This window comes from Dyadobacter alkalitolerans DSM 23607 (assembly GCF_000428845.1).
Classification (GTDB): Bacteria; Bacteroidota; Bacteroidia; order Cytophagales; family Spirosomataceae; genus Dyadobacter; species Dyadobacter alkalitolerans.
The window spans coordinates 37,379-64,034 of record NZ_AUAS01000004.1 but is presented as its reverse complement, the minus strand read 5'-3'; the positions used below and the strand labels follow the sequence as shown (position 1 = coordinate 64,034).

General features: G+C 47.5%; 21 protein-coding genes and 1 riboswitch. Of the genes, 15 read left to right on the top strand and 6 right to left on the bottom strand.

Annotated features, from left to right (window positions below; genetic code table 11):
- Positions 1-2 precede the first annotated feature (2 nt).
- From G395_RS0108740 to G395_RS0108710, 7 genes are all read left to right on the top strand, one after another.
- Positions 3-1,025 (top strand): c-type cytochrome, encoded by a 1,023-nt coding sequence (locus G395_RS0108740; RefSeq protein ID WP_026629704.1) that lies wholly within the window; start codon positions 3-5, stop codon positions 1,023-1,025.
- Positions 1,026-1,051: 26 nt separating this feature from the next.
- Complete coding sequence (gene ccoG, locus G395_RS0108735; protein ID WP_026629703.1) at positions 1,052-2,506, top strand: cytochrome c oxidase accessory protein CcoG; 1,455 nt, start codon at positions 1,052-1,054, stop codon at positions 2,504-2,506.
- 14 nt (positions 2,507-2,520) lie between these two features.
- The gene (locus tag G395_RS0108730; protein WP_026629702.1) at positions 2,521-2,967 is read left to right on the top strand and encodes a FixH family protein; all 447 of its coding nucleotides are present in this window, start codon (positions 2,521-2,523) and stop codon (positions 2,965-2,967) included.
- A 7-nt stretch (positions 2,968-2,974) separates the two neighbouring features.
- The gene (locus G395_RS0108725) at positions 2,975-3,682 is read left to right on the top strand and encodes a sulfite exporter TauE/SafE family protein (protein WP_157486625.1); all 708 of its coding nucleotides are present in this window, start codon (positions 2,975-2,977) and stop codon (positions 3,680-3,682) included.
- Between the two features lie 115 nt (positions 3,683-3,797).
- Entirely contained in the window at positions 3,798-5,162 is a 1,365-nt protein-coding gene (hemN, locus tag G395_RS0108720; RefSeq protein ID WP_026629700.1) for an oxygen-independent coproporphyrinogen III oxidase, read from the top strand.
- A gap of 82 nt (positions 5,163-5,244) precedes the next feature.
- A complete protein-coding gene (locus tag G395_RS0108715; protein ID WP_229204084.1) occupies positions 5,245-6,477 on the top strand; it encodes a PAS domain-containing sensor histidine kinase in 1,233 nt (410 codons plus the stop codon).
- A 21-nt stretch (positions 6,478-6,498) separates the two neighbouring features.
- On the top strand, positions 6,499-7,563 hold the full coding sequence (locus G395_RS0108710) for a response regulator (protein ID WP_026629698.1): 1,065 nt from the start codon (positions 6,499-6,501) through the stop codon (positions 7,561-7,563).
- Between the two features lie 186 nt (positions 7,564-7,749).
- On the opposite strand, the gene G395_RS28960 is transcribed toward G395_RS0108710, so the two are convergent.
- Positions 7,750-9,567 carry a hypothetical protein gene (locus G395_RS28960; RefSeq protein ID WP_051350115.1) on the bottom strand — a complete coding sequence of 606 codons (1,818 nt, stop codon included), beginning with the start codon at positions 9,565-9,567 and terminating at the stop codon, positions 7,750-7,752.
- A 153-nt stretch (positions 9,568-9,720) separates the two neighbouring features.
- Here G395_RS28960 and G395_RS0108700 point away from each other — a divergent pair, with 153 nt between their 5' ends.
- From G395_RS0108700 to G395_RS0108680, 5 genes are all read left to right on the top strand, one after another.
- A complete protein-coding gene (locus G395_RS0108700) occupies positions 9,721-10,719 on the top strand; it encodes a 2-hydroxyacid dehydrogenase (protein ID WP_026629697.1) in 999 nt (332 codons plus the stop codon).
- A 57-nt stretch (positions 10,720-10,776) separates the two neighbouring features.
- Positions 10,777-11,334 (top strand): hypothetical protein, encoded by a 558-nt coding sequence (locus G395_RS0108695; RefSeq protein ID WP_026629696.1) that lies wholly within the window; start codon positions 10,777-10,779, stop codon positions 11,332-11,334.
- A 16-nt stretch (positions 11,335-11,350) separates the two neighbouring features.
- Positions 11,351-13,516 (top strand): cation:proton antiporter, encoded by a 2,166-nt coding sequence (locus G395_RS0108690; protein ID WP_035360799.1) that lies wholly within the window; start codon positions 11,351-11,353, stop codon positions 13,514-13,516.
- Positions 13,517-13,595: 79 nt separating this feature from the next.
- Positions 13,596-14,855, top strand: a complete 1,260-nt coding sequence (locus tag G395_RS0108685) for an Hsp70 family protein (RefSeq protein WP_026629694.1) — start codon at positions 13,596-13,598, stop codon at positions 14,853-14,855.
- A gap of 31 nt (positions 14,856-14,886) precedes the next feature.
- Entirely contained in the window at positions 14,887-15,285 is a 399-nt protein-coding gene (locus tag G395_RS0108680) for a hypothetical protein (RefSeq protein WP_026629693.1), read from the top strand.
- On the opposite strand, the gene G395_RS0108675 is transcribed toward G395_RS0108680, so the two are convergent.
- The 3 genes from G395_RS0108675 to G395_RS0108665 are packed head-to-tail and all read right to left on the bottom strand — an operon-like array spanning position 15,282 to position 18,420.
- Positions 15,282-15,863, bottom strand: a complete 582-nt coding sequence (locus tag G395_RS0108675; protein WP_026629692.1) for a sugar O-acetyltransferase — start codon at positions 15,861-15,863, stop codon at positions 15,282-15,284. The genes G395_RS0108680 and G395_RS0108675 overlap by 4 nt on opposite strands.
- Before the next feature lie 22 nt (positions 15,864-15,885).
- Positions 15,886-17,475 (bottom strand): carbon-nitrogen hydrolase family protein, encoded by a 1,590-nt coding sequence (locus G395_RS28955; RefSeq protein WP_035360796.1) that lies wholly within the window; start codon positions 17,473-17,475, stop codon positions 15,886-15,888.
- Between the two features lie 45 nt (positions 17,476-17,520).
- The gene (locus G395_RS0108665) at positions 17,521-18,420 is read right to left on the bottom strand and encodes an SDR family oxidoreductase (protein ID WP_026629691.1); all 900 of its coding nucleotides are present in this window, start codon (positions 18,418-18,420) and stop codon (positions 17,521-17,523) included.
- A 201-nt stretch (positions 18,421-18,621) separates the two neighbouring features.
- Here G395_RS0108665 and G395_RS0108660 point away from each other — a divergent pair, with 201 nt between their 5' ends.
- Positions 18,622-19,560 (top strand): glycerophosphodiester phosphodiesterase family protein, encoded by a 939-nt coding sequence (locus G395_RS0108660; protein WP_026629690.1) that lies wholly within the window; start codon positions 18,622-18,624, stop codon positions 19,558-19,560.
- A 218-nt stretch (positions 19,561-19,778) separates the two neighbouring features.
- Positions 19,779-20,186, top strand: a complete 408-nt coding sequence (locus tag G395_RS0108655; protein ID WP_026629689.1) for a response regulator — start codon at positions 19,779-19,781, stop codon at positions 20,184-20,186.
- A 64-nt stretch (positions 20,187-20,250) separates the two neighbouring features.
- Here the strand turns inward: G395_RS0108655 and G395_RS0108650 are convergent, their stop codons facing one another.
- Complete coding sequence (locus tag G395_RS0108650) at positions 20,251-21,183, bottom strand: methylenetetrahydrofolate reductase (RefSeq protein WP_026629688.1); 933 nt, start codon at positions 21,181-21,183, stop codon at positions 20,251-20,253.
- Between the two features lie 101 nt (positions 21,184-21,284).
- Positions 21,285-23,585, bottom strand: a complete 2,301-nt coding sequence (gene metE / locus G395_RS0108645; RefSeq protein WP_026629687.1) for a 5-methyltetrahydropteroyltriglutamate--homocysteine S-methyltransferase — start codon at positions 23,583-23,585, stop codon at positions 21,285-21,287.
- Positions 23,586-23,624: 39 nt separating this feature from the next.
- Positions 23,625-23,766, bottom strand: a riboswitch (cobalamin riboswitch).
- A 409-nt stretch (positions 23,767-24,175) separates the two neighbouring features.
- On the opposite strand from metE, the gene G395_RS0108640 reads away from it, so the two are divergent.
- Positions 24,176-26,647: a TonB-dependent receptor gene (locus G395_RS0108640; protein ID WP_026629686.1), complete on the top strand. Its 2,472-nt coding sequence runs from the start codon at positions 24,176-24,178 to the stop codon at positions 26,645-26,647.
- The last annotated feature ends 9 nt before the right edge of the window (positions 26,648-26,656 follow it).

Below are 26,656 nucleotides of genomic sequence, written 5' to 3'. Positions count from 1 at the left end.
TTATGAAATTACGAACATATCTTGAAACCATTGCCGGCATAGGCATTTACCCGCTGATCTCGCTTATTATATTTTTTGTCTTCTTCGTGTCGCTGATCGTTTTTGTGATTGGGATTGATAAAAAATCGCTGCAAAAAATGGAAAGTATGCCATTGAATGATGGTGTGATCAAAAAAGGGTTGTTGTCCGTACTTTTCTTTTTCGTAATGAGCGGCTCGGCCTTTGCGCAGGAAACGGCAGAACCCATCCGTGCGATCAGCGGCAACGAGCTTATCCTGCTCGTTTTGCTGGCTATCCTGTTTTTTGCGGGGTTAATGGTTGTAATCGCATTGGTTAAAACCGTAACATTACTTCGTAAAATCTCGGCGCCAGCCAAGGCGGAAACCCAGGATGCTCCGGTTATTTCCTGGTGGAAAAAATTTGCGGGCATGAGCATTCTGCCCAGCCAGGAACATCAGCTGATCATCCAGGGTCATGATTATGACGGCATCCAGGAGCTCGACAACCGCATGCCGCCGTGGCTGCAATCGCTTTTCCTGGCCACTGTTGTTATCGGGATTGGTTACGGCGCTTATTATTTCAGCGGCATAGGCGATTACCAGCTTGCCGAACTCGAAAAAGAGGTGGCACAAGCAGAAATTGACAAAAAGGCTTATATGGCAAAAGTAGGCGCATCCATGGATGAAAATACGGTGACGCTGATCGGCGAAGAAGCGGCAATCGGACAGGGAAAAGCGATTTTCCAGGAAAAATGCACCGCTTGCCACGGAGCGGACGGCGGAGGAAGTGTGGGCCCCAACCTGACAGATGCGTATTGGCTGCATGGCGCGGGAATCAAAAACCTTTTCAAAGTCATCAAATACGGCGTTCCTGAAAAAGGGATGATCTCCTGGGAAAAACAGCTCTCGCCTACCGACATTCAAAAAGTGGCCAGCTATGTACATTCTTTGCAAGGCACCAAACCTGCCAGCCCGAAAGAGCCTCAGGGTGAGCTCGTAAGCAGCGATCAGGTCGCAGAAAACTAAGTTAAGTCAACTTTCACACTACGAACATGAATACGACCCAGCACGTCATCAACGATTCCGACGAATCATTCCGCGACCATTTCAATGCGGTAAATGAGGATGGAAAACGAAATTGGTTTTACCCGCAAAAACCAACCGGCAAATGGCATACACGAAGGGTTTGGTTCACCGTGCTGATACTGAGCCTTTTATTTGCGACACCATTTATCAAATTCAACCGCCAGCCTTTGCTGCTTTTCAATGTGCTGGAACGCAAATTCATCATTTTCGGCATCTTCATAGGCCCGCAGGATTATTGGCTTTTCGGCCTTACAATGCTGTCGTTTATGGTTTTCATTGTGCTTTTTACAACCGTTTTCGGACGGTTATGGTGTGGCTGGGCATGTCCGCAAACGGTGTTTATGGAAATGGTTTTCCGCAAGATCGAGTATGCCATTGAAGGCAATGCAACCAAGCAGAAACTGCTCAACAAAGCACCCTGGAACACAGACAAGATCCTGAAAAAAACGGCTAAATACATGGCCTTTATGATCGTGTCCTTCCTGATTGCCAACCTGTTGCTGTCGTATGTGCTGGGCGTGGACGAGCTTTCTAAAATTATCCGTGAACCCATTGCAGACCATATGCCGCTTTTTGGCGGGATCATTGCTTTCACAGCCATTTTCTACTTCAATTTTGCATGGCTGCGCGACCAGGCATGCACTGTGGTGTGCCCCTACGGCCGCTTGCAAGGCGTGTTAATGGACCATAACACCATTAATGTTGCCTATGATTACGAGCGGGGCGAGCCTCGCGGAAAAATCCATAAAAACCAGGAACGCACCGAAGGCGATTGCGTTAATTGCCATCAATGTGTTGCCGTATGCCCGACAGGTATCGACATCAGAAACGGCCTGCAAATGGAATGCGTGAACTGCACGGCCTGCATTGATGCCTGCGATAACATTATGGAAAAAGTAGGATTTGAAAAAGGACTGATCCGCTACACTTCCGAAAATGCAATTGTCAAGAAAACCAATAAACTCATTACGCCGCGTGTCGTAGGTGCAATGGTGATGCTGGTTCTACTATGGTCGGTGCTGGGATTTATGGTGGTGTCGAGAACGGATACGCAAACCATGCTGCTGCGCGCGCCGGGCAGCCAGTACATTGAAAACAAGGATAAGACCATTACAAACCTTTATACTTTCAAGATCTTCAATAAGACCAACCATGCTATTGCACCGGAGATCAGGCTGGAAGGCATTCAGGGCAAGCTTATTTTCGCCGGGGCATCCGCCGGAACACCCGGGACCGGAGCACAAGGTGCTGCGGCACCTTATCTGTCGCTGGAACCCGCCGGAATGGTGGAAGGCACCGTATTTATCATTATTCCGGCAAAGGAGTTAAAAAAGCGTAAGACACCTTTAAACCTGTCTGTATATCAAGGCAATGAGAAGCTTGAAGCGTTTGAAACAACATTCATAGCACCAGAAAATTAATTAAAATAACGATCATGAAAATCAACTGGGGAGTCGGCATAACAGCGCTGTATCTGGGCTTTGTAGCCATGATATTGTTGCTGGTCAGTATGAGCATCGGCCAGAAAATCGATCTGGTAACGGAGCATTATTACGAAGAAGAAGTCGGTTTTCAGGATAAGATCGACAAGAAAGAACGTTCCGCAGCGCTTACCGAGCCCGTGAAATGGGAAGTAACCAGCAAGCATATCAGCATTGTTTTTCCCGGTAATGTCCAGCAAGCCGATTTGACGGGTGAGATCAAGTTATATTGCCCGTCAAATGATAAAAATGACCGGAAATTCAAGATCACTCCGCACGAGCATGCGCAGATCATTCCTGTCGGCAACATTCCCGAAGGCACCTATCACCTGCAAATCGATTGGAAAAATAAAGAACAGTCATACTGGACTGAGGATGTAATAGTGATCAGTCACCAATAACAAAACATTGAACAATGCCCTCCCCTATCTGGCCCTGACGATGGGACTGCTCAGCAGTTTCCATTGCATGGGCATGTGCGGGCCTATTGCGCTGGCGCTTCCCGTGCAAAAAGGCAACGCCTGGCAGCGCACTTCAGGTTTGTTTGTCTATAATTTCGGCAGGGCTTGCTCCTATGCCCTGCTGGGGGCCGCAACCGGCATTTTTGGCAATGCGCTGGCATTGATGGGCTATCTTAAATACGTTTCTGTGCTGGCCGGGCTTTTTATGCTGGCTTACGTTTTTTGGCCAAAAGCATTTGCTGGATTGCTGATCGCACCAGGATTTTTGCGCAAGCCTGTTAATTTCATTAAAAAACGAATGGCTGTATTGCTGCACAGCCGCAAGCTGCACGGGTGGTTTTTGCTCGGCTCGCTGAACGGGCTGCTTCCATGCGGGCTGGTATATCTGGCATTAATGAGCTCATTAGCAACAGGAAGCAGCAGCGCCGCGAGCATTTTCATGTTTGTTTTCGGTATGGGAACATGGCCGGCGATGATGGCGGTCGGATTCTTTAAAAATTGGGTAACGCCCGCCGTCCGGAGCAGATTTCGTCAGGGAACACCCGTTTTTATAGCCATTGCCGGAATGTGGCTCCTTTACCGGAGCACCCTATTTGAATATCCCCACGCACCCCATCCAACGGCCAACCCCATCACGGAATGTCACGGCAAATAATGATGCACGGCCTCGGATCAAACAAAGGTTAGTTTTAATCCTGATTAAAGTCATGTTTTTCGGGGCGCCATAAGCCTAGTTTTGATTCATAGTAACCAATCAAAATACGATTACCATGGATAAGGACCTGCTATTTAAATACAATACACCCGGACCACGTTACACGAGCTATCCAACCGTTCCATACTGGCAGAAAACGCCTCCTACCCAGCAAAAATGGAAGGAACTGGTCATGAATGCTTTTAAAGTTTCTAACCAGAAAGAAGGCATAAGCCTTTACGTTCACCTGCCGTTCTGCGAAAGTTTGTGCACTTACTGCGGCTGCAATACACGCATTACCGTCAATCATCTCGTTGAGTTGAAATACATTCGGGCTGTACTCAAAGAGTGGCAGATGTACATAGCGGGTTTCGGCGAAACCAAACCTGTAATCCGGGAAATTCACCTGGGCGGCGGAACACCCACTTTTTTTGGTCCCGAAAACCTGAAAATGCTTATTCTGGGTTTGTTAAAAGACTCTATTGTCCATCCCCAGGCGCAATTTGGTTTTGAAGCGCACCCTGGTAATACGACCGACGAGCACCTGCAAACACTTTTTGAAGTGGGTTTCCGGCGGATCAGCATTGGCGTTCAGGATTTCAACCCGATCGTACTGGCCATTATCAACCGCGTGCAGACTTATGAGCAGGTAAAGCACCTGACGTTAAAGGCCAGGGGGATCGGCTACACATCCGTGAATTATGACATTGTATATGGCTTACCATTCCAAAAAGCGTGTTACATGATGGAAACCATGCAGCGCGTGATCCAGCTCAAACCCGACCGCATTGCCTTTTACAGCTACGCACACGTCCCCTGGATTAAACCCGGACAAAGAAATTTCACAGAAAAAGACCTGCCTGATGCCGATAAAAAAATGGCCATCTATGAAACGGGCAGAGGTGCGTTGGAGCTGGCTGGTTACCAGGACATTGGCATGGACCATTTTGCATTGCCGGGCGATACGCTCTACAAAGCACAGCAGGAACAGCGCCTGCACCGCAACTTCATGGGCTACACCGACACCCATACCCAACTGCTGATCGGACTCGGCGCATCTGCTATCAGCGACAGTTGGACGGGTTATGTACAGAACGAAAAAAAGGTGGAAGATTATTACCAGCGCATTGCGGCAGACATGCTCCCCATAGCCCGCGGTCACGAGCTTACACGTGAAGATCTCATCTTGCGCCGGCATATTTTAAGGTTAATGACACAGTTTGAAACCTCATGGTCCAAAACCAATGAATATTGCGAAGAAGTGTTCCAGTCCATTGAGCGCCTGGACGAAATGGAATTTGATGAACTTGTTGAATTACAGCCATTCAGCCTCCATGTTACCGAGAAAGGAAAGCCGTTTATCCGTAACATCTGTATGGCTTTCGATGCGCGTTTATGGGAATCCCAGCCCGAGGCGCAGTTATTCAGCCAAACCGTCTGATCCAGTTAAAATCTTGTCCCTTTCACCATTGTAGTGTACCTTTCTGATGTTTGATAGTGATATATTAATTCATACGAAAGTGATGACACGGCATATTGAAATGCTAGATGCCCTCTTTAAGCATGCCACAGAGGGGATTGTAGTAGTGGACAAATCAGGTGCAATTGTAATGCTCAACCCCAAAGCCAAAGAACTTTTCGGCTATACGGACCCTGATCTGATCGGTAAAAAAATAGAAGCGCTGATCCCGCAGAGATATGCCGCCAACCATGTGCATTACCGCGACCATTATCTGGAAGCGCCGCGCGCGCGCGGGATGGGACATTTGATGGACTTGTTTGCCAGAAGATCCGACGGCAGTGAGTTTCCCGTAGAAGTGAGCCTTAGCCCCTTTCAAACAAGTGACGGAGAGTTCGTGGTGAGTTTTGTAATCGATATAACAGAGCGAAAAAAGCAGGAAAACCGCATCAGGGAGGCCAATCTTGAAATACAAAAACTGAATGCAGAGCTGGAAGAAAGGGTGGAACAACGCACGAGAGAACTGGCGGAAGCCGTAAAAAAAGTGGAGGAATCACAAGAAGAGGTGATACGGGCCCTGAAAAAGGAAAAGGAGCTTAATAATATGAAAAGCCAGTTCGTCACCATTGCATCTCACGAATTCCGGACGCCGCTGGCCACTATTCTGTCATCCGCCTCACTGATAGGACGTTACAGCACCACAGAGGAAGAAGAAAAACGTCAAAAGCATGTTCGAAGGATCAAATCGGCTGTAACCAACCTGACCGAGATCCTGAACGATTTTCTGTCCATCGGCAAGCTGGAAGAAGGCCGCGTACACAGCATTCCCGTTCAGGTAGACCTGGATGCCTATTGCAAAAACCTGATCGACGAGATCTACGGCCTTTGCAAGGAAAGACAACAGATCCGGTTTGAATATAATGGCAATACGGAGGTTTGGCTCGACAAGCAGTTGCTGCGCAACATCCTTTTCAACCTGCTTTCAAATGGCATCAAATATTCCGATCCCGGTAAAAATATTTTACTAAAAATCAATGCAAACGACGTTCAGGTCGATATTGAAGTACACGATGAGGGAATTGGCATTCCTGTAAAGGACCAGCCCAACATTTTCGACCGGTTTTTCCGTGCGCATAATGCAGGGGCAACACAGGGAACCGGCCTGGGCCTGAACATTGTCAATAATTATGTGAGTTTGATGGGCGGGCAGGTTACTTTTTCAAGTGAAGCCGGAAAAGGGACAACATTCTTTGTAAAACTGCCCAATGTAGTGCCTGCACAGGCCAAAATTGATTAAGCACCAACCCAACACCTGACTGTGGAACCTAAAAAAATACTGCTGATAGAGGACAACCCTGAGATGCGGGAAAATACGGCTGAAATCCTGGAACTGGCCAGCTATAAAGTGATGACCGCCTCGCATGGCAAGGAAGGCGTCCGCCTCACCAACGAATTCAATCCCGACCTGATCATTTGTGACATTATGATGCCCGAGCTGGATGGTTACGGCGTCCTGCATTTGTTGAGCAAGGACGAGCACACGGCCAACATTCCGTTCATTTTCCTAACTGCAAAAGCAGAGAAGGAAGATTACCGCAAAGGCATGACCATGGGCGCTGACGATTACCTGACAAAGCCCTATGACGACGTGGAGCTGCTTAACATTGTGGAAATGCGGCTTAAAAAAAGCGAAAGGTTAAAAAGGCAATTCGAGCGCTCGGCAAAGGGTTTGGACCAGTTTATTGAGGAAGCCAAATCCTTTGATCTGATTGCCAAGCTGGCAGAAGACAAGAAAGTAAAAACATTACGTAAAAAAGAAACCGTTTACACCGAAGGGAGCTTTCCTTCCAATGTATTTTTCTTACAAAAAGGAAAAGTAAAAGCCTATAAATCAAACGGAAGCGGAAAGGAATACATTACAGAACTATATAAGGAAGGCGATTTTTTTGGCTACATCGACCTCTTGCAAGGCGAGCCTTACCAGGAAAGTGCCATTGCATTGGAAGAAGCGGAGGTTTCCATGATCCCAAAAGATGATTTTTTCAATCTGTTGCAGGGAAACCGCGAAGTGTCCTCCAAATTCATCCGTATGCTTTCCAACGAAATCAAGGACCGGGAGGAGCGCCTGCTGCATTTAGCGTACAACTCTGTCAGAAAAAGAGTAGCGCAGGCACTGGTAACATTGGTACAGCGCTATCAGGAGGATAAAGCCAAGCCATTCTCCATGTCCATCACGCGTGAAGACATCGCATCCATGGTCGGCACGGCCACCGAAACCGTAATCCGCACGCTTTCCGATTTCAAAGAAGAACGCCTGATCGACATGAAAGGAAGCCTGATCACCGTTTTCGAGTATGAAAAGCTAGTAAGAATGCGAAATTAGCAGCACAACAATCCCGGAGGGATGAAATATCGGTAGCAAAGACATCACCGCAAGCAACGGCAAATCCCGGAGGGATGTAACAGCATGCATTTCGTTACTTCCCTCCGGGATTCTTATTTGGTGCCGGTCGTGTTTCTACCAATATTGCATCCCTCCGGGATTCTTATTCAGTGCCGGTCGTTTTTTCTACCAATGTTTTATCCCTGCGGGATTGGTTATGCAGGCATTTTTCACTTCGCGCAGTTTTTGCTCGAATGCTTGCAATTGCTGCAACATTACTTCCCTATACGACTCCGTTTCATGGGCGAACTGCGGGACTAATGTTTTGTAATAGTCGATTCCTTGCAGCAACTGGGCTCTGAACTTTTCGAGATATTTTTGCTTTTTAGTGTCCACCTGCGGTGCATTTGATGCCATATCCTTTTGATAATGCGCTACATATAAGGCGATTTCATTGATAAACATGTTTGGGCGGGGCACGTCGGCCAGAAGATCAACCCTCCCATAGATGTGATCGACCATTTCTTTGAGCTTGTAAACTTTTGAAAACCAGGCAAGATTCGGTCCCGGGCAAATGGAAACGGCGTGATTTTCTTTTGTTGTCAGCAGCTTATGTTTGATCAATGTAGAGGTGCTCAGGCCTTCGCAGAGGCAAAGTTTTTCTGTAACGGAATTGATTTGTTCCTCGCGTTCAGTCGCGGTTAAATCCAGGGATTGAATCTGTCTAATTTTCAGATTCTGATATTGGCGGGAAGCTGTGCAGATCGGTTCTGCGGTGAATTCTGTGTTGGAGACCAGATATTTTTTCTTGCATGGACTTCCAGGTCTTCCTTTTGCGATTCTTTCCAAACGTTGCTTTTCGGCGCTGCTCCTTTTGAAATTATTGAATAAAACGCCCAGCGGGGATGAATTGGAAACATAGTAGTCACTTTCGTTGGCCTGGGTCAGTTCTTGCAGCGTGTGCTCGTCTACATTGGTAACCTCGGGCACGAGCAGGAATGGGCTTCCCCACCCTGTTGCATCGACTTGATAATGTTTCAATAAAAATTCATCTTCCTGAGCAGTGCCTATGCCGCCCTGAACCGTGATGCGCAATGCGGGGATTTTAGCAATATCAATGCTTTTGGTTATCAACGCAGCCTGGTACAATGCAAACAGCTCTGAAAGCATCTCATCCTTTTTTGTTTTAAACTCTTCCAAAATTGGCCCTAGCAAAAATCCATCCGTTGCAAAAGCGTGGCCGCCGCAATTAAGGCCCGATTCGATCCTGAACTCCGAAACCCAGATCCCTTTTTTTGCCAGATATTTAGCCTGAATAAATGCAGACCGGAAGTCGCTCACTTTTAATATGATATGCTTTTTCAAATGTCCGTTTTGATCGGGATAAAAATCAGCAAAGTCTTCCAGATAATTATAAAGCCGCGGATTCATACCAGCCGAAAGTACCAGCGACGAGGATAATGTGCTTTGGGCAAATCCGCGCAACGCCGCCGAAGCGTCTGAAAACTCATCTGCCAGGTTTTCTCCATAAACATCCTTGTTAAGCTTATCCACCTTCGACATAATGTTTACGTCGATAGCGCCCTTGGTAAGCTGCGATTTCAATGTTGCTTGCAAAAGCTGCTTTTCCTGCGCGGAAGGGGTCTGGCACATTTCCACATATTGTTTTTTAAGCGCTGAATGCTCGGGTAAAAGCTGGAAATATTTGTTCAGTGCGGCCCCGTCTTCAAAAGACTGCATTTTAAGGTCTTTAAAGTTTTTGTCAACGATGCGATGAACCAGGTTTAGATAAGCCGTAATGCGACGGGCCCGGAAATCGTGCTCGCCGGGATGGATCGGAACAAAATCCTCGCCGCTGGCTATGGTATGGTGCTTTCTCATTCGCTCGATCATCACATCATCGACGATGGACATAACCGACGAAATACCGAAATGGGCGACTTTTATTGGGGTATCAACAGAATATCCGAGGCCTAAGACCGGAATATGAAATGTATGGTGCATGGTTTGCGCAGTTGGATAATAATAGGCCAAAACTAGGCGAGCATTCCCGAAGAAAAGTTGATGCGGATTGCCGCCTTAAATGATAAATGTCATTGGAAAGCCGTTCCTTGCGGGGGAGCTTGCAGAATTTCCCTTTAACCAATCACCGCATTTATGAAAATCTTATTCTTTTCCGCAAAACCCTACGACCGCACCTTTTTCGATCTGTACAACGAGCGCTATGGATTTGGGCTGGAATATCTGGAAACCCATCTTGGCCCTCACATTGTAGAAGCAGTTCAGGGGCAAACAGCCGTTTGTGTATTTGTAAACGATAAGGTGAATGCAGATGTCATAGCAGCTCTGGCAGCAAAAGGCGTTAAGATTATCGCGCTCCGCTGCGCGGGCTTTAATAATATTGACCTGGAAGCGGCGCGAGACAAAGGCCTACGGGTTTGCCGGGTGCCTGAATATTCACCTCAGGCGGTTGCTGAACATACGGTAGCCATGCTGCTTACGCTTAACCGCAAAACGCATAAAGCCTATAACCGGGTAAGGGAGCAGAATTTTTCCCTGAATGGCCTGATGGGTTTTAATTTGTATGGTAAGACAGTCGGTGTAATCGGAACGGGCAAGATCGGGGCCGCATTTTGCAAAATCATGAAGGGCTTCGGATGCAGAGTGATCGCCTACGACATTATTATCAACGCAGATTTGCAAGCACAGGGGATTGATTACCAGGATCTTGACACTGTACTGAGCAATTCGGACATCATTTCACTACATTGCCCGCTCAACGAGCATACGCATCACCTGATCAATGCCCGGACATTGCAGCAAATGAAGCAAGGTGTTATGCTGATCAACACCAGCCGCGGTGGGTTAATCAATACGCCGGATGTGATCGATGCACTGAAAAGCAAGCATGTTGCGCACTTTGGCATTGACGTTTACGAGCAGGAGGAAAGGTTGTTTTTCAAAGATTTGTCAGAAAGCATTATCGAGGATGACACTATTCAGCGCCTGATGAGCTTTCCCAATGTTTTGGTAACTGCGCACCAGGGTTTTTTCACGGATGAGGCTCTTTCGGAAATTGCCCAGGTCACGCTCGGTAGCATTGAAGCACTCGGCAAAGGCGGGGAACCTGTCAATAAATCGGTGATTTTGGTCTGAACAGTTTGAAATCCTGACTTTAATTACCCACCTTACATGCTTTAAAATAGGACGTGCATGATGAGATGGATATTATTTTTTCTGTTTTTCGCTGCTGCATTGCAGGGCTGCGGATATAAAGAAAAGGAAGCGCAGCTGACCAAAAGGGAACAGCAGGTCGCAGAAAAAGAGCAGACATTAATGCAATGGGAACAGCGACTGACGTTGCTGGAAAAGGAGTTGCAGGAAAAAAAGAAAAAGCAGCTGGAAGATTCCACCGCAGTCACGGACTCGTTACAGGCGCAACCTGTTACGGGCAAATGGATCGTCAAAATGCGCTGTACGGAAACGAATTGCAGCGGATCGGCCATTGGGGATTCGAAAACAGAAACCTGGGAAATCGCCTATCAGAACAGGGGGATCGTTGTAAATACATTCACCGGAAACGAACTGTCCAGGATCTACAACGGTTCTTTCATGCAAACCCGGCTTGAAGCGACCAATGGTCAGCCCGGCTCCGAGTCGGTGATGCGTATCATGCTGGAACTTAAAGAAGGCAAAATGGAAGGGACGCGGGAAGTGGAGCGCACCGATTGCAAAATCCGCTACACCCTGACTGCCGAACGGCAGAAATAACCCTAAACTTGTGCGTATGAATTCGTTGCTGTTACTGGATCTCTCCTTACCCCTTAAAAACCCCGTTATTATTTTTTCGGTGGTGCTCTTTATCATCCTTTTTGCACCTATCCTTTTTAACCGGATCAAAGTCCCCCACATAATCGGGCTTATTATTTCAGGGATGATCGTCGGGCCGTATGGATTAAACCTGCTAAGCCGGGACAGCAGCATTGTGCTTTTTGGAACGGTTGGTCTGCTTTACATTATGTTCCTGGCCGGCCTGGAAATTGATCTGGCCGAATTCAAAAAGAACCGTAACAAGATCATTGTATTTGGGTTAACCACATTTTTACTGCCGCTGATCAGCGGTACGCTGGCAAGTTATTATATCCTGGGTTACGGGTTATTGTCCTCGCTGCTGCTGGCCAGCATGTTTTCCACGCACACATTGGTTTCCTATCCCATTGCCAGCAAATACGGCGTAGCCCGGAACCGGGCCATTAATATGACGGTGGGCGGGACAATGATCACCGACATTCTCGCGCTGCTTATCCTGGCGGGGGTTGCAGGATCTCCGAAGGGCGATGTTTCACCGGCATTCTGGTTTCGGCTCGGCTTTTCTTTCGTTGTTTTTGTGGCGGTGGTATTATTTGTTTTCCCAATAATCTGCCGCTGGTTTTTCAAGCGTTTCGACGATAGCGTTTCGCAGTACATATTTGTGCTGGCAATGGTGTTTCTGGCCTCTTTCTTAGCTGAGATTGCAGGTGTGGAGGCCATTATCGGCGCATTCTTTTCAGGTTTGGTTTTAAATAAATTTGTCCCGCATTCCTCCCCGCTGATGAACCGCATCGACTTTGTGGGCAATGCGCTGTTCATTCCCTTTTTTCTGATCAGCGTGGGTATGCTTGTCAACATCAGCGTATTAACGCATGGATGGGGCGCATTAAGAGTGGCGGGGGTTATCCTGGTGATTGCATTGTCGAGTAAATATCTGGCAGCATGGATCACACAGAAAGTGTTCCGGCTGTCTGCCGATGAAGGGCTGATGATCTTTGGCCTGAGTGCCTCGCATGCGGCTGCTACGCTGGCGATTATTTTGGTAGGATACAACATTATCATCGGGGAAACAGCGCTGGGCGAGCCCATCAGGCTTTTGGACGAAGATGTGCTGAACGGCACCATTGTACTTATTCTGGTTAGCTGCGCGGTCAGTTCATTTGTTGTAGAAAGAGCTTCCAAAAGGCTCGCGCTCACGCAGGATGAAGAAAGCCCCGGAGAAGCCGACGCTGTAAGCAACGAAAAAATCCTGGTTTCGCTTTCCTATCCCGATATGATCGCCGACCTGGTTGATTTTGGGATTATGCTGAAAGCAAAACGCGTTTCGATCCCGCTCTATGGCTTGCACATTGTTACGGATGAAGATCAAAAAAACGATTCGGCGTCCCACGGCAAGAGAATTCTCAATAAAGCAGTTCAGCATGCCAGCTCTTCGGAAAACATGCTCGTTCCGCTGACCCGTTATGATGCCAATATCAGCAACGGAATCACCTACTCTATTAAGGAACAGAATATTACGGATGTGGTCATTGGCTTACATCAGAGAACGGATCACAAAACATTTCTTGGCCCTAAAGTTGAAAACATCGTCAAGCGCGTTTTTGAAACGATCTATATTTACAAGCCGGCCCAGCCATTTAATACGCTCACGCGGATTGTGGTTGCCGTGCCCCCGGCCGGCAGTAATGAGCCTGGCTTTTTGCATTGGCTTGGTAAGCTGCTCACGCTGGCAAAGATCAATGCAATGCCGATTCATTTCTATGCCTCAGGACAGACTATCAAGGCAATTAAAAGCGTTCTGGCGCGTAAAACGACGACTGTCGAAGTGGAATTTAGTCTTTTCAGCGCCTGGGACGACTTTCTGATTTTTTCCCGCGAGCTGAAAATAGACGACTTCTTTGTGATCGTCTCGGCAAGAAAAGGGTCGGCGTCCTATCTTTCACAATTGGAAAAACTTCCGGGTTACTTCTCCAATTATTTTCAGGAGCAAAGCCTGCTGCTGATCTATCCAAAACAACTCGAATCGGGCATTAACATGAACGACATCGAGCAAGCCGACGGCGCACTGATCGGCACATTATCCGACAAGCTGGGATCGCTTACCAAGGCTGCCAGATATCTTCGTAAGATGCTTGGCGACTAATCAAAGCCTTCATAAAGCTGAGTTTTCGTTTGGATTGCCGGGTAAATAATGGGAAATTGCGCGCCCAATTTTTCAAATGATGACTACTTCTGTTTTTTGCGGTATCGATTTCGGCACTTCCAATTCCAGCCTGGCTGTGGCAAATCAAAACGATGTTTTTCTGGTTCCGGTTGAAAATGATAACCAGACCATTCCCAGCGCCATGTTTTTTGCTAGAAAAGACAACCACGCGTACTTCGGCCGGGAAGCAACCGAGCGATTCCTGACCCGCCAGCCGGGCAGGTTGATGCGCAGCCTCAAACGCGTTCTGGGTAGTTCAGCCATGCGCCAGGGCACGATGGTCAATGGCGAGCTGATGAAATTTGATCAGATTATTGCCGCATTCCTCGACCAGATGAAGCGCAAAGCCGAGGCCGATTGCGGAACGGAACTGCGGCATGTGGTGATGGGTCGGCCGGTTCATTTCGTCGATAATGATGCTGCTGCCGATCAGCGGGCAGAGAATGAGCTGAAACAGATCGCCCAAAACCTGGGTTTTGAACATGTAGGGTTCCAGTTTGAGCCCATCGCAGCTGCATTTGCCCATGAAGCCAGGGTTAGCGGAGAAAAACTGGCAATGGTGGTGGATCTGGGCGGTGGAACTTCGGATTTTACCATTATCAGGCTGTCCCAGGAAAATGCCACCAAGCACGACAGGAACGAGGACATTCTGGCCAACACAGGCGTGCGGCTCGGCGGAAATGATTTCGACCGCGACCTGAGCCTGGCCGAAATGATGCCTGAGCTGGGTTTCCGCTCCAAGTATGGCACCAAGAATCTCGAAGTGCCCTCCTACCATTACTTTGACCTGTCTGAATGGAGCAAAGTGAATTTTTTATATACCAACAGAATTTTATTTCAGGCTAAACAGTTGCTGCGCGAGACACACGATCCGGTGCGTTATGGAAGGCTCATCAATGTGCTCGAACAAGAAACGGGACATGCCGTATTGGCAGAAACGGAAAAGATCAAGATTGGCCTGGCCAGCAGTGAAAGCTTTGCTGCTACGTTGGGTTTTATTGATCAGGACTTGCGCATTGACGTTGCCAGAAAGGATTTTGACGCTGCTATCATTACAAAAACGGAGCGCATTGTGCAGTCGGCCAGGGAATGCCTGCAAGCAGCCGGCGTTACGCCGGAAAGTATCGGGCTGGTAATTATGACGGGCGGCTCAACCGAAATCCCGCTGATCCAGCAACATTTCAGGCAGCTTTTTCCGGCAGCGGAATGGTCGGAAGAAAACAAGCTTTCCAGTGTAGGACTTGGCCTTGCCTACGACGCGCGCAACCGTTTCTCGTAATTTGCAGGGTTTTATTATTTAGTAACCGATCATGATTCAAAACAAAAAATACATTTTTCTCATATTGATCATTGCTGTGATCGGTTACATTATCTACGATTCGACCTCGCAGCCGACTGTGGATGATCTAAAAGGGAATTTTACGGAAGTCGCCACATTCCGGAATGAAAACAACCAGGGTCCTATTATCAGAATTTATGCTGCATCGGTTGAGGGGCCTGTTTTTGATGAAATGCAAAAATATGGCGATATGATGCCTTACACGAAATATGGCACCACTACGGTCTACTTTTTTGATGCATCCAAACCATTTCCTAAAACCCTTAATGCAGCAAATCCCAGTTTTGACCCTCAGTATAATGATAACTGCTATGCGGTTTACACAAAGGATCAAAACGGGGCAGTATCATTCAGGAAGTCGCCTTTCTAATCCGTGTCCCGGGAGTCATTTACCGTAAGCGACCGGATAACGCGGCAGGGATTACCGGCCGCAAATACGTCTGCGGGAATATCCTTGGTGACCACGCTGCCGGCACCGATAATGGTCCGGTCGCCAATCGTCACACCAGGATTGATAACAGCGCTGCCCCCTATCCATACATCCTCTCCAATCGTAATAGGTTTCGCCGATTCGACGCCGGAAGCCCTGGTAACATGATCGATGGGATGCGTCGCGGTGTAAATCTGAACATTAGGCCCAAAAAGCGTACGGCTTCCAATACGCACGTAAGTGACGTCGAGCACGACACAATTGAAGTTGAAGAAAACACTGTCGCCAACGATAATGTTGCTTCCATAGTCGCAATAAAACGGCGGTTGCAGCCAAAGGTTAGCGCCGGCGTTCGGAATTAATTGCTTTAAAATAGCAGCCCTTTTCTCCGGCTCATCTTCCCGACCGGCATTTAATTCCAGCAGCAACAAGCGTGTCTGGGTGCGTTCCTGGGTCAGTTCCGGGTCCAAAGCGACGTAGAGCTCGCCATCGAGCATTTTCTGTTTCTCAGTTTTCATGCGGCAATTAATTACAATAGCATTAAATGTGTTCTTTGGGATTTCCTGCGGCCAAACTATTTTTCTGGCTTTCGTGATTCCGAACGAGCGTATAAATATCTGATCTTCTGTCTTTCAAATTCCGGACACTTCCAAATTGATTTAATTCCCTCAACATATCGATATCGACATCGGCGATCAGGATCATTTCGGTATTGGGCGTTGCTTCAGCTTTGATCCCGTTGGTAGGAAAAGAAAAATCGCAGGGCGTAAACACCATGGATTGGGCATATTGAATGTCCATGTTATGCACTTTGGGCAAGTTGCCCACGCTGCCTGCAATGGCAACATAGCACTCATTTTCGATGGCCCTGGCCTGCGCACAGTTTCTTACCCTGGAATATCCGTTTTGGGTATCGGTCAGGAATGGTACAAACAAAATGTTCATCCCCTCGTCTGCCAAAATGCGGCTTAGTTCAGGGAATTCGACATCATAGCAAATCAGGATCCCGATCTTTCCACAGTCTGTATTGAATGTTTTTATCGTGTTTCCACCCTGCATTCCCCATACCTTGGCTTCATCCGGGGTGACGTGCAACTTCTCGAAGCGCTCAATGCCGCCATCCCTTTTACACAAATAACCCACATTATAAAGGCTGTTGTCAACCACTTCCGGCATGCTTCCGGTTATGATGTTGATGTTATAGGAGATAGCCAGCTCAGAGAACCGGGAAACGATTTTCTCCGTGTATTCGGCCAGCTTCCTGATCGCGTCCGGTTCGGATAAGTGATTGTAATCAGACATCAAAGGCGCATTGAAGAACTCGGGGAACAGCGCAAAATCACATCGGTAACCCGATACTGCATCCACGAAATATTCAACCTGCTGCATCAGCTCATCAAAGTCGCTATACAAGCGCATTTGCCATTGTATCAATCCTAGCCGGATGATCGACTTTGTAAATGCAGCCTGGTCCGAGCTCTTTTCATAATAGACATTATCCCATTCGAGCAGCACGGCGTACTCATTGGAATCCTTGTCGCCTTCCAGATATCCTTGTAATATCCTCGCCGGATGAAAGTCGTTGGACAGCTGGAAATTCAAGACAGGATCGTGAATGTCCTTATTTCTTACCTTTTCAATGTATTCTTTGGGAGAGATTGTGTCGGAATATTGGTGGTAGTTTGGGATACGGCCGCCGAATACGATTCCTTTTAGGTTCAATTTCTCGCAAAGTTCTTTCCTGTAATCATATAATCGTCTTCCCAGCCGCAGGCCACGATACTTGGGGCGGATGAACACATCGATCCCGTACAACACATCGCCTTTATTGGTATGCGTCTTGAAACTATAATTTCCGGTTATTTCCCTATACGTATGTTTAGAGTCAACTTTATCATAGTCTACAATGATCGATAATGCACATCCGGCCAGCTCGTTATCTACCCTGATGCCTACCTGGCCCTCGTGAAAAATGGTGATCAACGTTTTAATGTGATGTTCTTTCCAGTATGCGTTAGGCATACTGGAATAGGTTTCTATCATCATTTCTTTGATCTCCTCGTAGTCTTCCGGTTTCAGAAAAACCAATTCAATATTCTCAATCGACTTAAAGTCCTTATTCGTTTCCATTCGTTTTTTATTGCGGTTTTTCTACACTATGCGCAAAGCTACGCATTATGGATGCCCGCCACCACCTGCGGCTCCGTAAATTTGTCCGGTTGCATAGCTGGCCTCCGCATCTGCAAGCTGCACGAAAATGGATGCAAGCTCGGCTGGCTGGCCTGGTCTTCCCAGGGGCGTAGCTTCCCCAAATTCCACGATCTTATCCTGTGGCTGTCCACCACTCACCTGCAACGGAGTCCATACGGGTCCCGGCGCAACGCCATTTACCCGGATCCCCTTAGGCCCGAGCTGCTTGGCCAGCGACTTGACATAAGCCACATTGGCTGCCTTGGTTTGGGCATAATCAAACAGATTTTCAGACGGATCATAAGCCTGGACCGATGAAGTAGCAATAATCACGGAGCCTTCTGCCAGATGCGGCAATGCAGCCTTTGTAATCCAGAACGGCGCATAAATGTTGGTTTTAATCGTAGCATCAAATCCTTCGGATGTAATGTCGAGCAAAGAATCCACCGCCTGCTGGTGGCCTGCATTATTAACCAGGATATCCAGGCCTCCCAATTGCTGGACCGCCTGCGCTACAAGCTCCTGGCAAAAGGATTCCTGGGTTATATCACCCGGAATGGCATATCCTTTCCTGCCCTCGGCTTCAATGAGCGCGATCACTTCGTCGGCATCAGATTGCTCCTGGGGCAAATAATTAATGGCCACGTCAGCTCCTTCACGTGCGTAGGCAATCGCTGCTGCACGCCCGATCCCGGAATCGCCGCCTGTGATCAGGGCCTTTCTGCCCGCGAGGCGTCCGGATCCTTTGTAGCTGTTTTCGCCGTGGTCAGGCTTGGGGTCCATTTGGGAAGCCAGGCCCGGCACTTGCTGGGGCTGCTTGTTAAATGGTGGCTTGGGATACTTGGTGAGTGGATTTTGAAGCGATGCTTTGGTTGTTTCAGACATGTTAATGAAGTTTTGTAATGAATAAATCAATTCTTAATACGGGTTTCTGTATTAAAACTTTGCCAATCGGTTCCAAAACCCCTCTACGGGTGACATTCACTGTGCCAGAAGGAAAGGTTACCAAAATTTAATATAGGAACTCGGGAAACGGCACTACATTCACGACTTTGTTTTACACAATAGTCTACTAAACCCATTTTTATGAAAAAGTCTTTTTTATTTTCTGCTGTAACCGGCTTGTTTCTTCTTGGGGCGATAAGTGCGGTGAATGGTCAGGATCAAATGAATGTGCTTAGATTGAAAAGTGCCAGGGACCTGCATGCGTTTTTTAAATACACCGGAAATGATGTGCTGCTTATTGCCGGCCATCGGGGCGGAATGGTGAAAGGTTTTCCCGAAAATTCGATTGCGACTTTTGAAAATACATTAAAACATACGCCTGCATTTTTCGAGATCGATCCGCGGCTTACCAAAGACAGCGTCATGGTGCTCATGCACGACGCTACGCTGGACCGGACTACGACGGGGAAAGGCAAACTCTCAGATTACACTTACGCCGAGCTCAAACAATTCAGGCTGAAAGATGCCGAAGGTAATGTGACCGATTTTCCGATCCCGACATTAAGTGAAGTCATTGAATGGGGCCGCGGAAAAACGATCCTGAACCTGGACCACAAGGATGTCCCCCTGGAAATGACTGCTGCACTGATCCGCAAACACAAAGCTGATGCATTTGTCATGATGACCGTCCATAAGCCCGAAGAGGCTGCGTTTTATTTAAAAAACAACCCTAACAGTACATTTTCGGCATTCATCAAAACCAAAGCAGAATTTGAAAGTTATCAGAAAGCTGGCATCCCCTTCACCCAACTGATCGCCTACATTGGCCCCACCGTAAAGCCCGACAACCAGGAGCTTTACAGTTTGCTCAACAAAGCCGGCGCGATGGCGATGATCTCAGCCGCCTCTTCCTACGACAAACTCAAAAGCGCCGAGGAGCGCAAAGCCGCCTACATTTCCATTGCAAAAGATGGCGCCTCGATCATAGAATCTGACTACCCCATCGAGCTGGCCGAGGCCGTAAAAGGCTTCATCAAAAAAGATAGTCCCAAGCAAAAGTTCTTCGGCAAAAGCAGGTGATTTGAAAATAACGGGCCGCGGGCGGATCATTTCTTTGTTTTCGCAAGTGGCATTTAATGAGACCGGTCTGCATTGAGAAAGCCTTGTCAGACCGGTTTTGGTTTGTTGTTGCCATATTAGTGCGTAATTTGGCTCAAATTATACCTCAAAAAAGGACAACGAGAGCCCTGACGATATCTCCTGCCAAGGGGATTGCAAGAGATCGATAACGTATTAAGATGATGCTGGCTAAGAAAACCGTATATATTGTCGACGATGACTCCGATGACCGGATGCTTCTGCGGGAAGCGCTGGAAAACGTAATCCAAGACATAGAAGTACAAGAGTTCGTTGACGGCCAGTTGCTGCTGGATGCGCTTGCCAACAACTTGCCCGAACAGCCCGCATTGATATTAATGGACATGAATATGCCCCGGCTCACGGGGCTGGAAGCTTTGAAAAGGATAAAGAGCGACCCCTTATGCAGGCACATCCCGGTGATCATCGTCTCCACGAGCTCCAATGCGGAGCTGATCAGGCATTGCTACGATCAGGGAGTGAATGCCTACATTGTAAAACCGGTTGTTTTTGAAGGATATATTGAAATAGCTCAATCCGTCAGCATTTGTTTCAAGACCAGGGCCTGAGCCTTTTAGCCGAAATACGGAATTTCATTGCCAGCCGGAATATCGGCAAAACTGTTTACCGTTTTTAATTCCTTAATCCTGCATCCCTAAGCAATTGATTTATTGCAGATGCCATATCAATAGAAGCTTCAATCTCCGCTTTACGGATTGCGACACTTTCAATATTGAAGCCAAAGGGAATTGCGTGTTCCATGCAAAACGCGGTAAGCTCCGAGGCGATTTCAAGGCATATTTCCACGGACCTTTCAAGCATATCGTCTGCCTGACGGAGATCTTCCTTTACCTGGGCAGGCAAGTGAATGCCCAGCCACTCCATAAAATCGAGCGTTTTGGCAGATCCGCAGGCTGTGATTGTAAAGATGATCGTTGGCGGGTCTGTCTGCTTGCTTTTGCAGCTGGCCGAAAGGTCCGCGATAAGCTGCTTTGCATAATCCAGATCAAAGACACATTGGGATATGAAATAAGAAACGCCGCTGCTCATTTTGTCGAGTATCCTTACATCCTCATCCTTTAATACATGATGTCTTTCCGGAATGGTCACTGCTCCGATAACGGATGTAACCTTGTGCTTTTCCCAAATTTTGTAGGCTTCCGAAAGACTGGTCTTCACCTGAAAATCCGGCGCGGGCACGCCTACAAAAACGGGATAAAATGTCTGCTGATGCAGCTTTTCAAGCCAATCTGTTAATTCTGCATTGGTAAATTTACCTGCGGGCCGGTAAATGATTTTAGGAACATTCAAACTACCCAGATGTTCAGAGGCAAAATCAAGGGGATCCATCGCATTGATAAATGGGAACGGCCTTTCCTGATTCGTCCTGGCAGATTCATCTTGTACGTCATATACGACGAGTGCATCGATATCCAGGGACGAAAGGCGGGCAATTGTTTTATCTGCGATTTCTGCAACCCGCTCAGGGGTTGTGCCTGCCTTTGGAGGAGTGATGCCGTAAAGCATTACACCGGACTGTCTGGATTTGATCTTTTCTAAAAACATAAATGGTAGTTTGAATACGGCTCCTTGCTGCTTTTTTATTTTTTTGTTCAAATATATAATGGAATGCCCGTAATGGAATGCCCGCCCTTCCTGATTTTGATTTACACTTCTGTTGCAATTTGCTCCCGCGCCTGTCTGGCAGCAGCTACCATATTTTCCAGAGCAGCTTTTGTTTCAGGCCATTTACGGGTTTTCAAACCGCAATCCGGGTTAACCCAAAGATTTTGTGCGGGCAACAGATCTGCCGCTTTGGCCAGCAGCGAGGTCATTTCTTCTGTGGTTGGCACGCGCGGAGAATGAATGTCGTAAACGCCCGGCCCGATTTCGTTTGGATATTCGAAATGCGCGAATGCCTGCAACAACTCCATCTGCGAGCGGGATGTTTCAATGGTGATCACATCGGCATCCATCGCGGCAATGTGTTCAATGATATCATTAAATTCACTGTAACACATGTGGGTATGGATCTGCGTCCGGTCCTGAACGCCGCTGGCGGTGATGCGGAATCCACGCACAGCCCATGCCAGGTAATGCGGGCGCTTGGCTTTGCGGAGCGGCAAACCCTCGCGGATGGCGGCCTCGTCGATCTGGATAATGCCGATTCCGGCTTTTTCCAACGCCAGCACTTCATCGTGAATCGCCAGCGCAATTTGGTTGCTGGTCTGCTCACGCGGCTGGTCATCGCGTACAAACGACCATTGCAAAATGGTAACCGGGCCGGTCAACATGCCTTTCATGGGTTTGTCGGTTTGGGCAGCGGCAAATGTGCTCCACCGCACCGTCATATCAGCAGGACGGCTGATGTCGCCATAGATAACCGGCGGCTTTACACACCGGCTTCCATAGCTTTGAACCCAACCATTTTTTGTAAATAAAAACCCGTCAAGCTGCTCGCCGAAGTATTCGACCATATCGTTGCGCTCAAATTCACCGTGCACCAACACATCTAAGCCGATTTCTTCCTGCCAGCGGATTGCTTCGATCGTAGCCTGTTCAATTGCATTTTCATATTCTGCGAGCGTCAGATCGCCTTTTTTGAACCTGGCGCGCAGCTGGCGAATATCGTCTGTTTGCGGGAATGAACCAATGGTCGTTGTCGGGAATGCGGGCAAGTTGAAACGCTCGCGCTGGATTTGCTGGCGCACCGGAAAAGCCGTACTGCGCGTTGCGTCTGCATCCGTGATAGCGGCCACCCGGTCTTTCACGGCTTGCTTATGCACTTTTTGCGAGGATCTTCTGCTTACGATCGCTGCTTTATTTTCCGCTAACAATTCTGTATTTCCGTCAGCAATCTGGCTTAGCGCATTGATCTCAACCAATTTTTGCCTGGCAAAAGCCATCCAGTTTTTGATTTCCGGATCAATGGCCGTTTCCAGTTCCAGATCGATCGGGCTGTGCAGCAGTGAGCAGGACGGTGCAATGATAACACGATCTGCTCCCAACTTATCGACGGTCCGATTGATCAGCTGCAAAGATTTTTCATAGTCGTTTTTCCAGACGTTACGCCCGTCTACTACGCCCACGGATAAAATCAAGCGGTCCGGAATCAGCGAAAGCACTTCCTCCAATTGCTCCGGAGCCCTTACCAGATCCACATGCAATGCATCAACCGGCAGGCCAACGGCCAGGCTCGTATTATCCAGTAATGCTTCAAAATAGGTAGCCACCAAAATCTTCACGCCGCTAACCTGCTGGGCGATGGTTTTGTAGGCAAATTCAAATGCTTCCTTTTCTTTCTTGGTAAGATCAAGAGCCAGGCAAGGCTCGTCGAGCTGAATCCATGTTGCACCCGATTGGCCCAGGCGGTTAATGATCTCAATATAGACCGGAACCAGGCTGCTGATAAGCTCAATGCGCTCGAACCCTGCCTCTTTTTCTTTACCCAACAAAAGATAGCTTACCGGCCCGATGATCACTGGCTTAGCTTTTGCTCCCAGCAGTGCTTTGGCCTGGTTATATTCGTTGAAAATATTTTCGTTGTTGATGCGGAATTGCTGATCGGCTTTGAATTCGGGCACAATGTAATGGTAGTTCGTGTCCAGCCATTTGGTCATTTCCATGGCTGTAATATCCAGACCATTCTTTTGGTATCCGCGCGCCATCGCAAAATACAGATCCAGCTCTCCATTATCCGTTGCCTGCGAGCGCACTGCCTCATAACGCTGCGGAACGACGCCTAGTAAGAGGCTTGTATCCAATGTCTGGTCATAGAAACTGAAATCGTTGCAGGGGATCAGGTCGATGCCCGCTTCCAGCTGCGTCTGCCAGTTCTCTTCTTTGATCTTTTGAGCCACATTGTAAAGCTCAGCCAGATCGATCTTACCTGCCCAGAATTGCTCACAGGCTTTTTTGAGTTGTCTTTGTCCACCAATCCGCGGGTAGCCAAGGTTTTGTGTTAGCATTTTGTCGTTTGTTTAAATAAAAATTGTTACAAGCGCTTTGCTTAACATTGGTAACAGGCAGTAACCTGACTCGTAACCTGCCCTCTACGGCGGCTACTCACAGTTGCGCGACAGCTCGTGAATTCCACACGATTCCCTATTAATCCGACCTTCGTCAGGAACCTGTTTCCAGTTGTTATGGTAAAGAACGATTCGCGATATTTTGTATCCGGCAAAGGATTAAATATCTACGCAAAGCTAGGAAGGAAGCATTTAATCTCTACACATTGCCATATTTTTAGATATTATAACTAGGTAACGGTCATTAGTACCGTATTTTTATCTTTTTCAACATAAAAATGTCCGTGCTAACAGATAAAATTTTAACGATGATGGAAGTTGGAAAACGGCCTGTTGAACTAACGGCATTTTATATAGACACGTAATTCTTGTTACCCCAGGTAACATTTGTCTTTTTTATCTTGCTATTCAAAATATCGGGGCCTATATTTGCGCTCAATAGACTTAGTCTAAATAAGACTTGCTTCACACCTACTCTTGAAAACCCGGCAGTGGCAACTGTCAGGCAGTTAATTAAGAAAAATCATCGAATGTTATTGAAGCCTACTCTACTCTTTACAGCAATTGTTACCCTTTTCCATCTTCATACTTTTGCACAGACATCTGCCCTGAAAACCGCAGTAATCAAAGGAAAAATCAGCGACGATAAGGGTTCGGTGGTCAGCTTTGTAACCATAAGGGTTAACGGGACCAGCATCGCCACTTTCTCTGAAACCGATGGCACCTACACATTGAAAGATGTGCCTTACGGCCATCAGGAAATTATGATTACGTCTGTCGAAATCAAATCCAAAACTTCCAGGATCCACGTTCACAAACCCACGCAAGAGTTTAACGCGGTTGTAGCAAAAACCGCCCAGGATCTCAACGAAGTGCAGATTGTTCAGAAAACGGAAAAGAAACAGCTTGAAACGCAGGGATTTGCAGTCGCAATCATTGAAACAAAAGAAGCTTCGCTCCGCAACTTAACCACCAATGAACTGCTGGACCGGGCCGTAGGCGTCCGCGTACGTCAAAACGGTGGGATCGGATCGCGGGTGGAGTATAACCTGAATGGCATGTCAGGCAGTGCGGTTGGGATTTTCCTGGATGGCATTGAGATTTCAACTTATGGGTCTTCATTCAATCTGAACAACATTCCACCTGCAATGATCGAACGCATTGAGGTTTACAAGGGTGTGTTGCCCTCGCATTTGACAGGCGATTATGTGGGCGGGGCCATCAATGTTGTTTTGAAAAAAGACGCTTCCCAAAACAACATTACAGCTGCGGTTGCCTACGGATCTTTCAACACATTTCAGGCCGATCTTTCCGGAATCTATCGTAACAAGCAAACTGGTTTTACCACAAGGGCATCAGGCTTTTACACATACACCGACAACAGCTACACCACCTGGGGCAAGTTTTCAAAATTTGTGCATCCCGACCGAACATTGGAGCGGTATTACAGGGCCAAAAGATTCAATAATGCTTATAAGTCAATCGGCGGCAGGTTTGAAATCGGATTTACGAATGTGAAATGGGCGGACCAGTTTTTCATAGGTTACAATATTTCAGACACTTACAGCGAAATCCCGCACGGCACAACCATGGCAAGGCCTTACGTCGGCAGGTTTGGCGAGTATCAGGCGCATGTGGTCAGCCTGATTTATAATAAGAACAATTTCCTGGCCAAAGGATTGGCGCTGAATGTGAATGCGGTCCGCAGTTACAGGAGCACATATGTTCAGGATACAGTTGGCCAGGTTTACAACTGGGACGGAAAACCCAGAATGCTCATCCGGAACGGGGAAGTTGTGCCCGTGCCACCGACTCCGGGAATGGGCCAGCAAGGTGCCAAGAGCATTGTGGAAGTAAACCGGCAGATCACCAATATGCGCTCTAATCTAGGATACACTGTTTTTCCGGGTCACAGAATTTCCCTTAATCACAAGCTGGAAACCACCGACAGGGATGACAATGACCTGCTGAATCCTGAGCGGAAGGAAATGGTGACTGTAAGCAGTGTAGTGAACAACATTCTTGCCTTAAACTATGAAGCGCAGTTCTTCAACGACAAGCTCAAAACGAACCTGCTGGGAAAATACACCTCCAACCGAACCATTCAAACGCGGCCTGAACTGATCGAACAAGACGGCGCAAATGTCATCAACAGGGTGCGCAACAAAACGGTGAACCACAACAAAGGATATGGCGCTACGGTTTCCTACAATGTATTTTCCAAAATGTACATCATTGGTTCCACCCAAAACGCCTACGTTACAGCCACCGAAAACCAGCTGTACGGCGATCCCGAAAACAACATTCTGGAAAACCCTGGTCTGATCCCTGAAAAGAATGTGAATTACAATCTGGGTTTCCGCCACGGCCCTATCCAGGCCGGCAAACACAAACTGACGCTCTATGCGAGCGCATTCTGGCGGAATGGCTTTGATAAAATCACCCAGCAGGCAGTCGAAAATGCGATTGTGCCGGGACGGGAAAGCGATGCGGATATTCAGGTCACCAAATATATCAACCTGGGACGCACGCAATCCAGGGGCTTTGAAGGAGAGGTAATTTATGTATATGACAACCGCCTGAATGCACTCTTCAACTTCTCCAAATTCAACACCTTATTCAAACAGAAATTTGACCAAAAGGGCAATCCGCACGATCTGTACAACTTGCAGCTTCCCAACGAGCCGTTTTTTACCATGAACGGCAGCGTTCAGTACCGGCTTAATGACAAGTTCCAGAAAAATTCGATTCTCAATTTTTATTACAATACAGGCTTTGTCGGTGCTTTCGGGACCGTATGGATGGAATCTGAATGGTTTACCACGCCTACCCAGTTCTACCACGATTTGGGGGCCAGCTACCGGTTCCCAAATGGTAAGATGGTCGCCAGCTTCGATCTCAAAAACATGCTGAATGCAGAGATGTATGACAACTTCGGTGTGCAAAAGCCTGGCAGAAGTATCTCAGTTAAGTTGAATTACACAATTAGTAAATTTTTATAATAATAATTT

Bases quoted from the DNA above. Each gene is read 5' to 3' on its own strand.
- G395_RS0108740 (WP_026629704.1), top strand. From the start codon at position 3: ATGAAATTACGAACATATCTTGAAACCATTGCCGGCATAGGCATTTAC.
- ccoG (WP_026629703.1), top strand. From the start codon at position 1,052: ATGAATACGACCCAGCACGTCATCAACGATTCCGACGAATCATTCCGC.
- G395_RS0108730 (WP_026629702.1), top strand. From the start codon at position 2,521: ATGAAAATCAACTGGGGAGTCGGCATAACAGCGCTGTATCTGGGCTTT.
- hemN (WP_026629700.1), top strand. From the start codon at position 3,798: ATGGATAAGGACCTGCTATTTAAATACAATACACCCGGACCACGTTAC.
- G395_RS0108715 (WP_229204084.1), top strand. From the start codon at position 5,245: ATGACACGGCATATTGAAATGCTAGATGCCCTCTTTAAGCATGCCACA.
- G395_RS28960 (WP_051350115.1), bottom strand. From the start codon at position 9,567: ATGCACCATACATTTCATATTCCGGTCTTAGGCCTCGGATATTCTGTT.
- G395_RS0108700 (WP_026629697.1), top strand. From the start codon at position 9,721: ATGAAAATCTTATTCTTTTCCGCAAAACCCTACGACCGCACCTTTTTC.
- G395_RS0108695 (WP_026629696.1), top strand. From the start codon at position 10,777: ATGATGAGATGGATATTATTTTTTCTGTTTTTCGCTGCTGCATTGCAG.
- G395_RS0108690 (WP_035360799.1), top strand. From the start codon at position 11,351: ATGAATTCGTTGCTGTTACTGGATCTCTCCTTACCCCTTAAAAACCCC.
- G395_RS0108685 (WP_026629694.1), top strand. From the start codon at position 13,596: ATGACTACTTCTGTTTTTTGCGGTATCGATTTCGGCACTTCCAATTCC.
- G395_RS0108680 (WP_026629693.1), top strand. From the start codon at position 14,887: ATGATTCAAAACAAAAAATACATTTTTCTCATATTGATCATTGCTGTG.
- G395_RS0108675 (WP_026629692.1), bottom strand. From the start codon at position 15,863: ATGAAAACTGAGAAACAGAAAATGCTCGATGGCGAGCTCTACGTCGCT.
- G395_RS28955 (WP_035360796.1), bottom strand. From the start codon at position 17,475: ATGGAAACGAATAAGGACTTTAAGTCGATTGAGAATATTGAATTGGTT.
- G395_RS0108665 (WP_026629691.1), bottom strand. From the start codon at position 18,420: ATGTCTGAAACAACCAAAGCATCGCTTCAAAATCCACTCACCAAGTAT.
- G395_RS0108660 (WP_026629690.1), top strand. From the start codon at position 18,622: ATGAAAAAGTCTTTTTTATTTTCTGCTGTAACCGGCTTGTTTCTTCTT.
- G395_RS0108655 (WP_026629689.1), top strand. From the start codon at position 19,779: ATGATGCTGGCTAAGAAAACCGTATATATTGTCGACGATGACTCCGAT.
- G395_RS0108650 (WP_026629688.1), bottom strand. From the start codon at position 21,183: ATGTTTTTAGAAAAGATCAAATCCAGACAGTCCGGTGTAATGCTTTAC.
- metE (WP_026629687.1), bottom strand. From the start codon at position 23,585: ATGCTAACACAAAACCTTGGCTACCCGCGGATTGGTGGACAAAGACAA.
- G395_RS0108640 (WP_026629686.1), top strand. From the start codon at position 24,176: ATGTTATTGAAGCCTACTCTACTCTTTACAGCAATTGTTACCCTTTTC.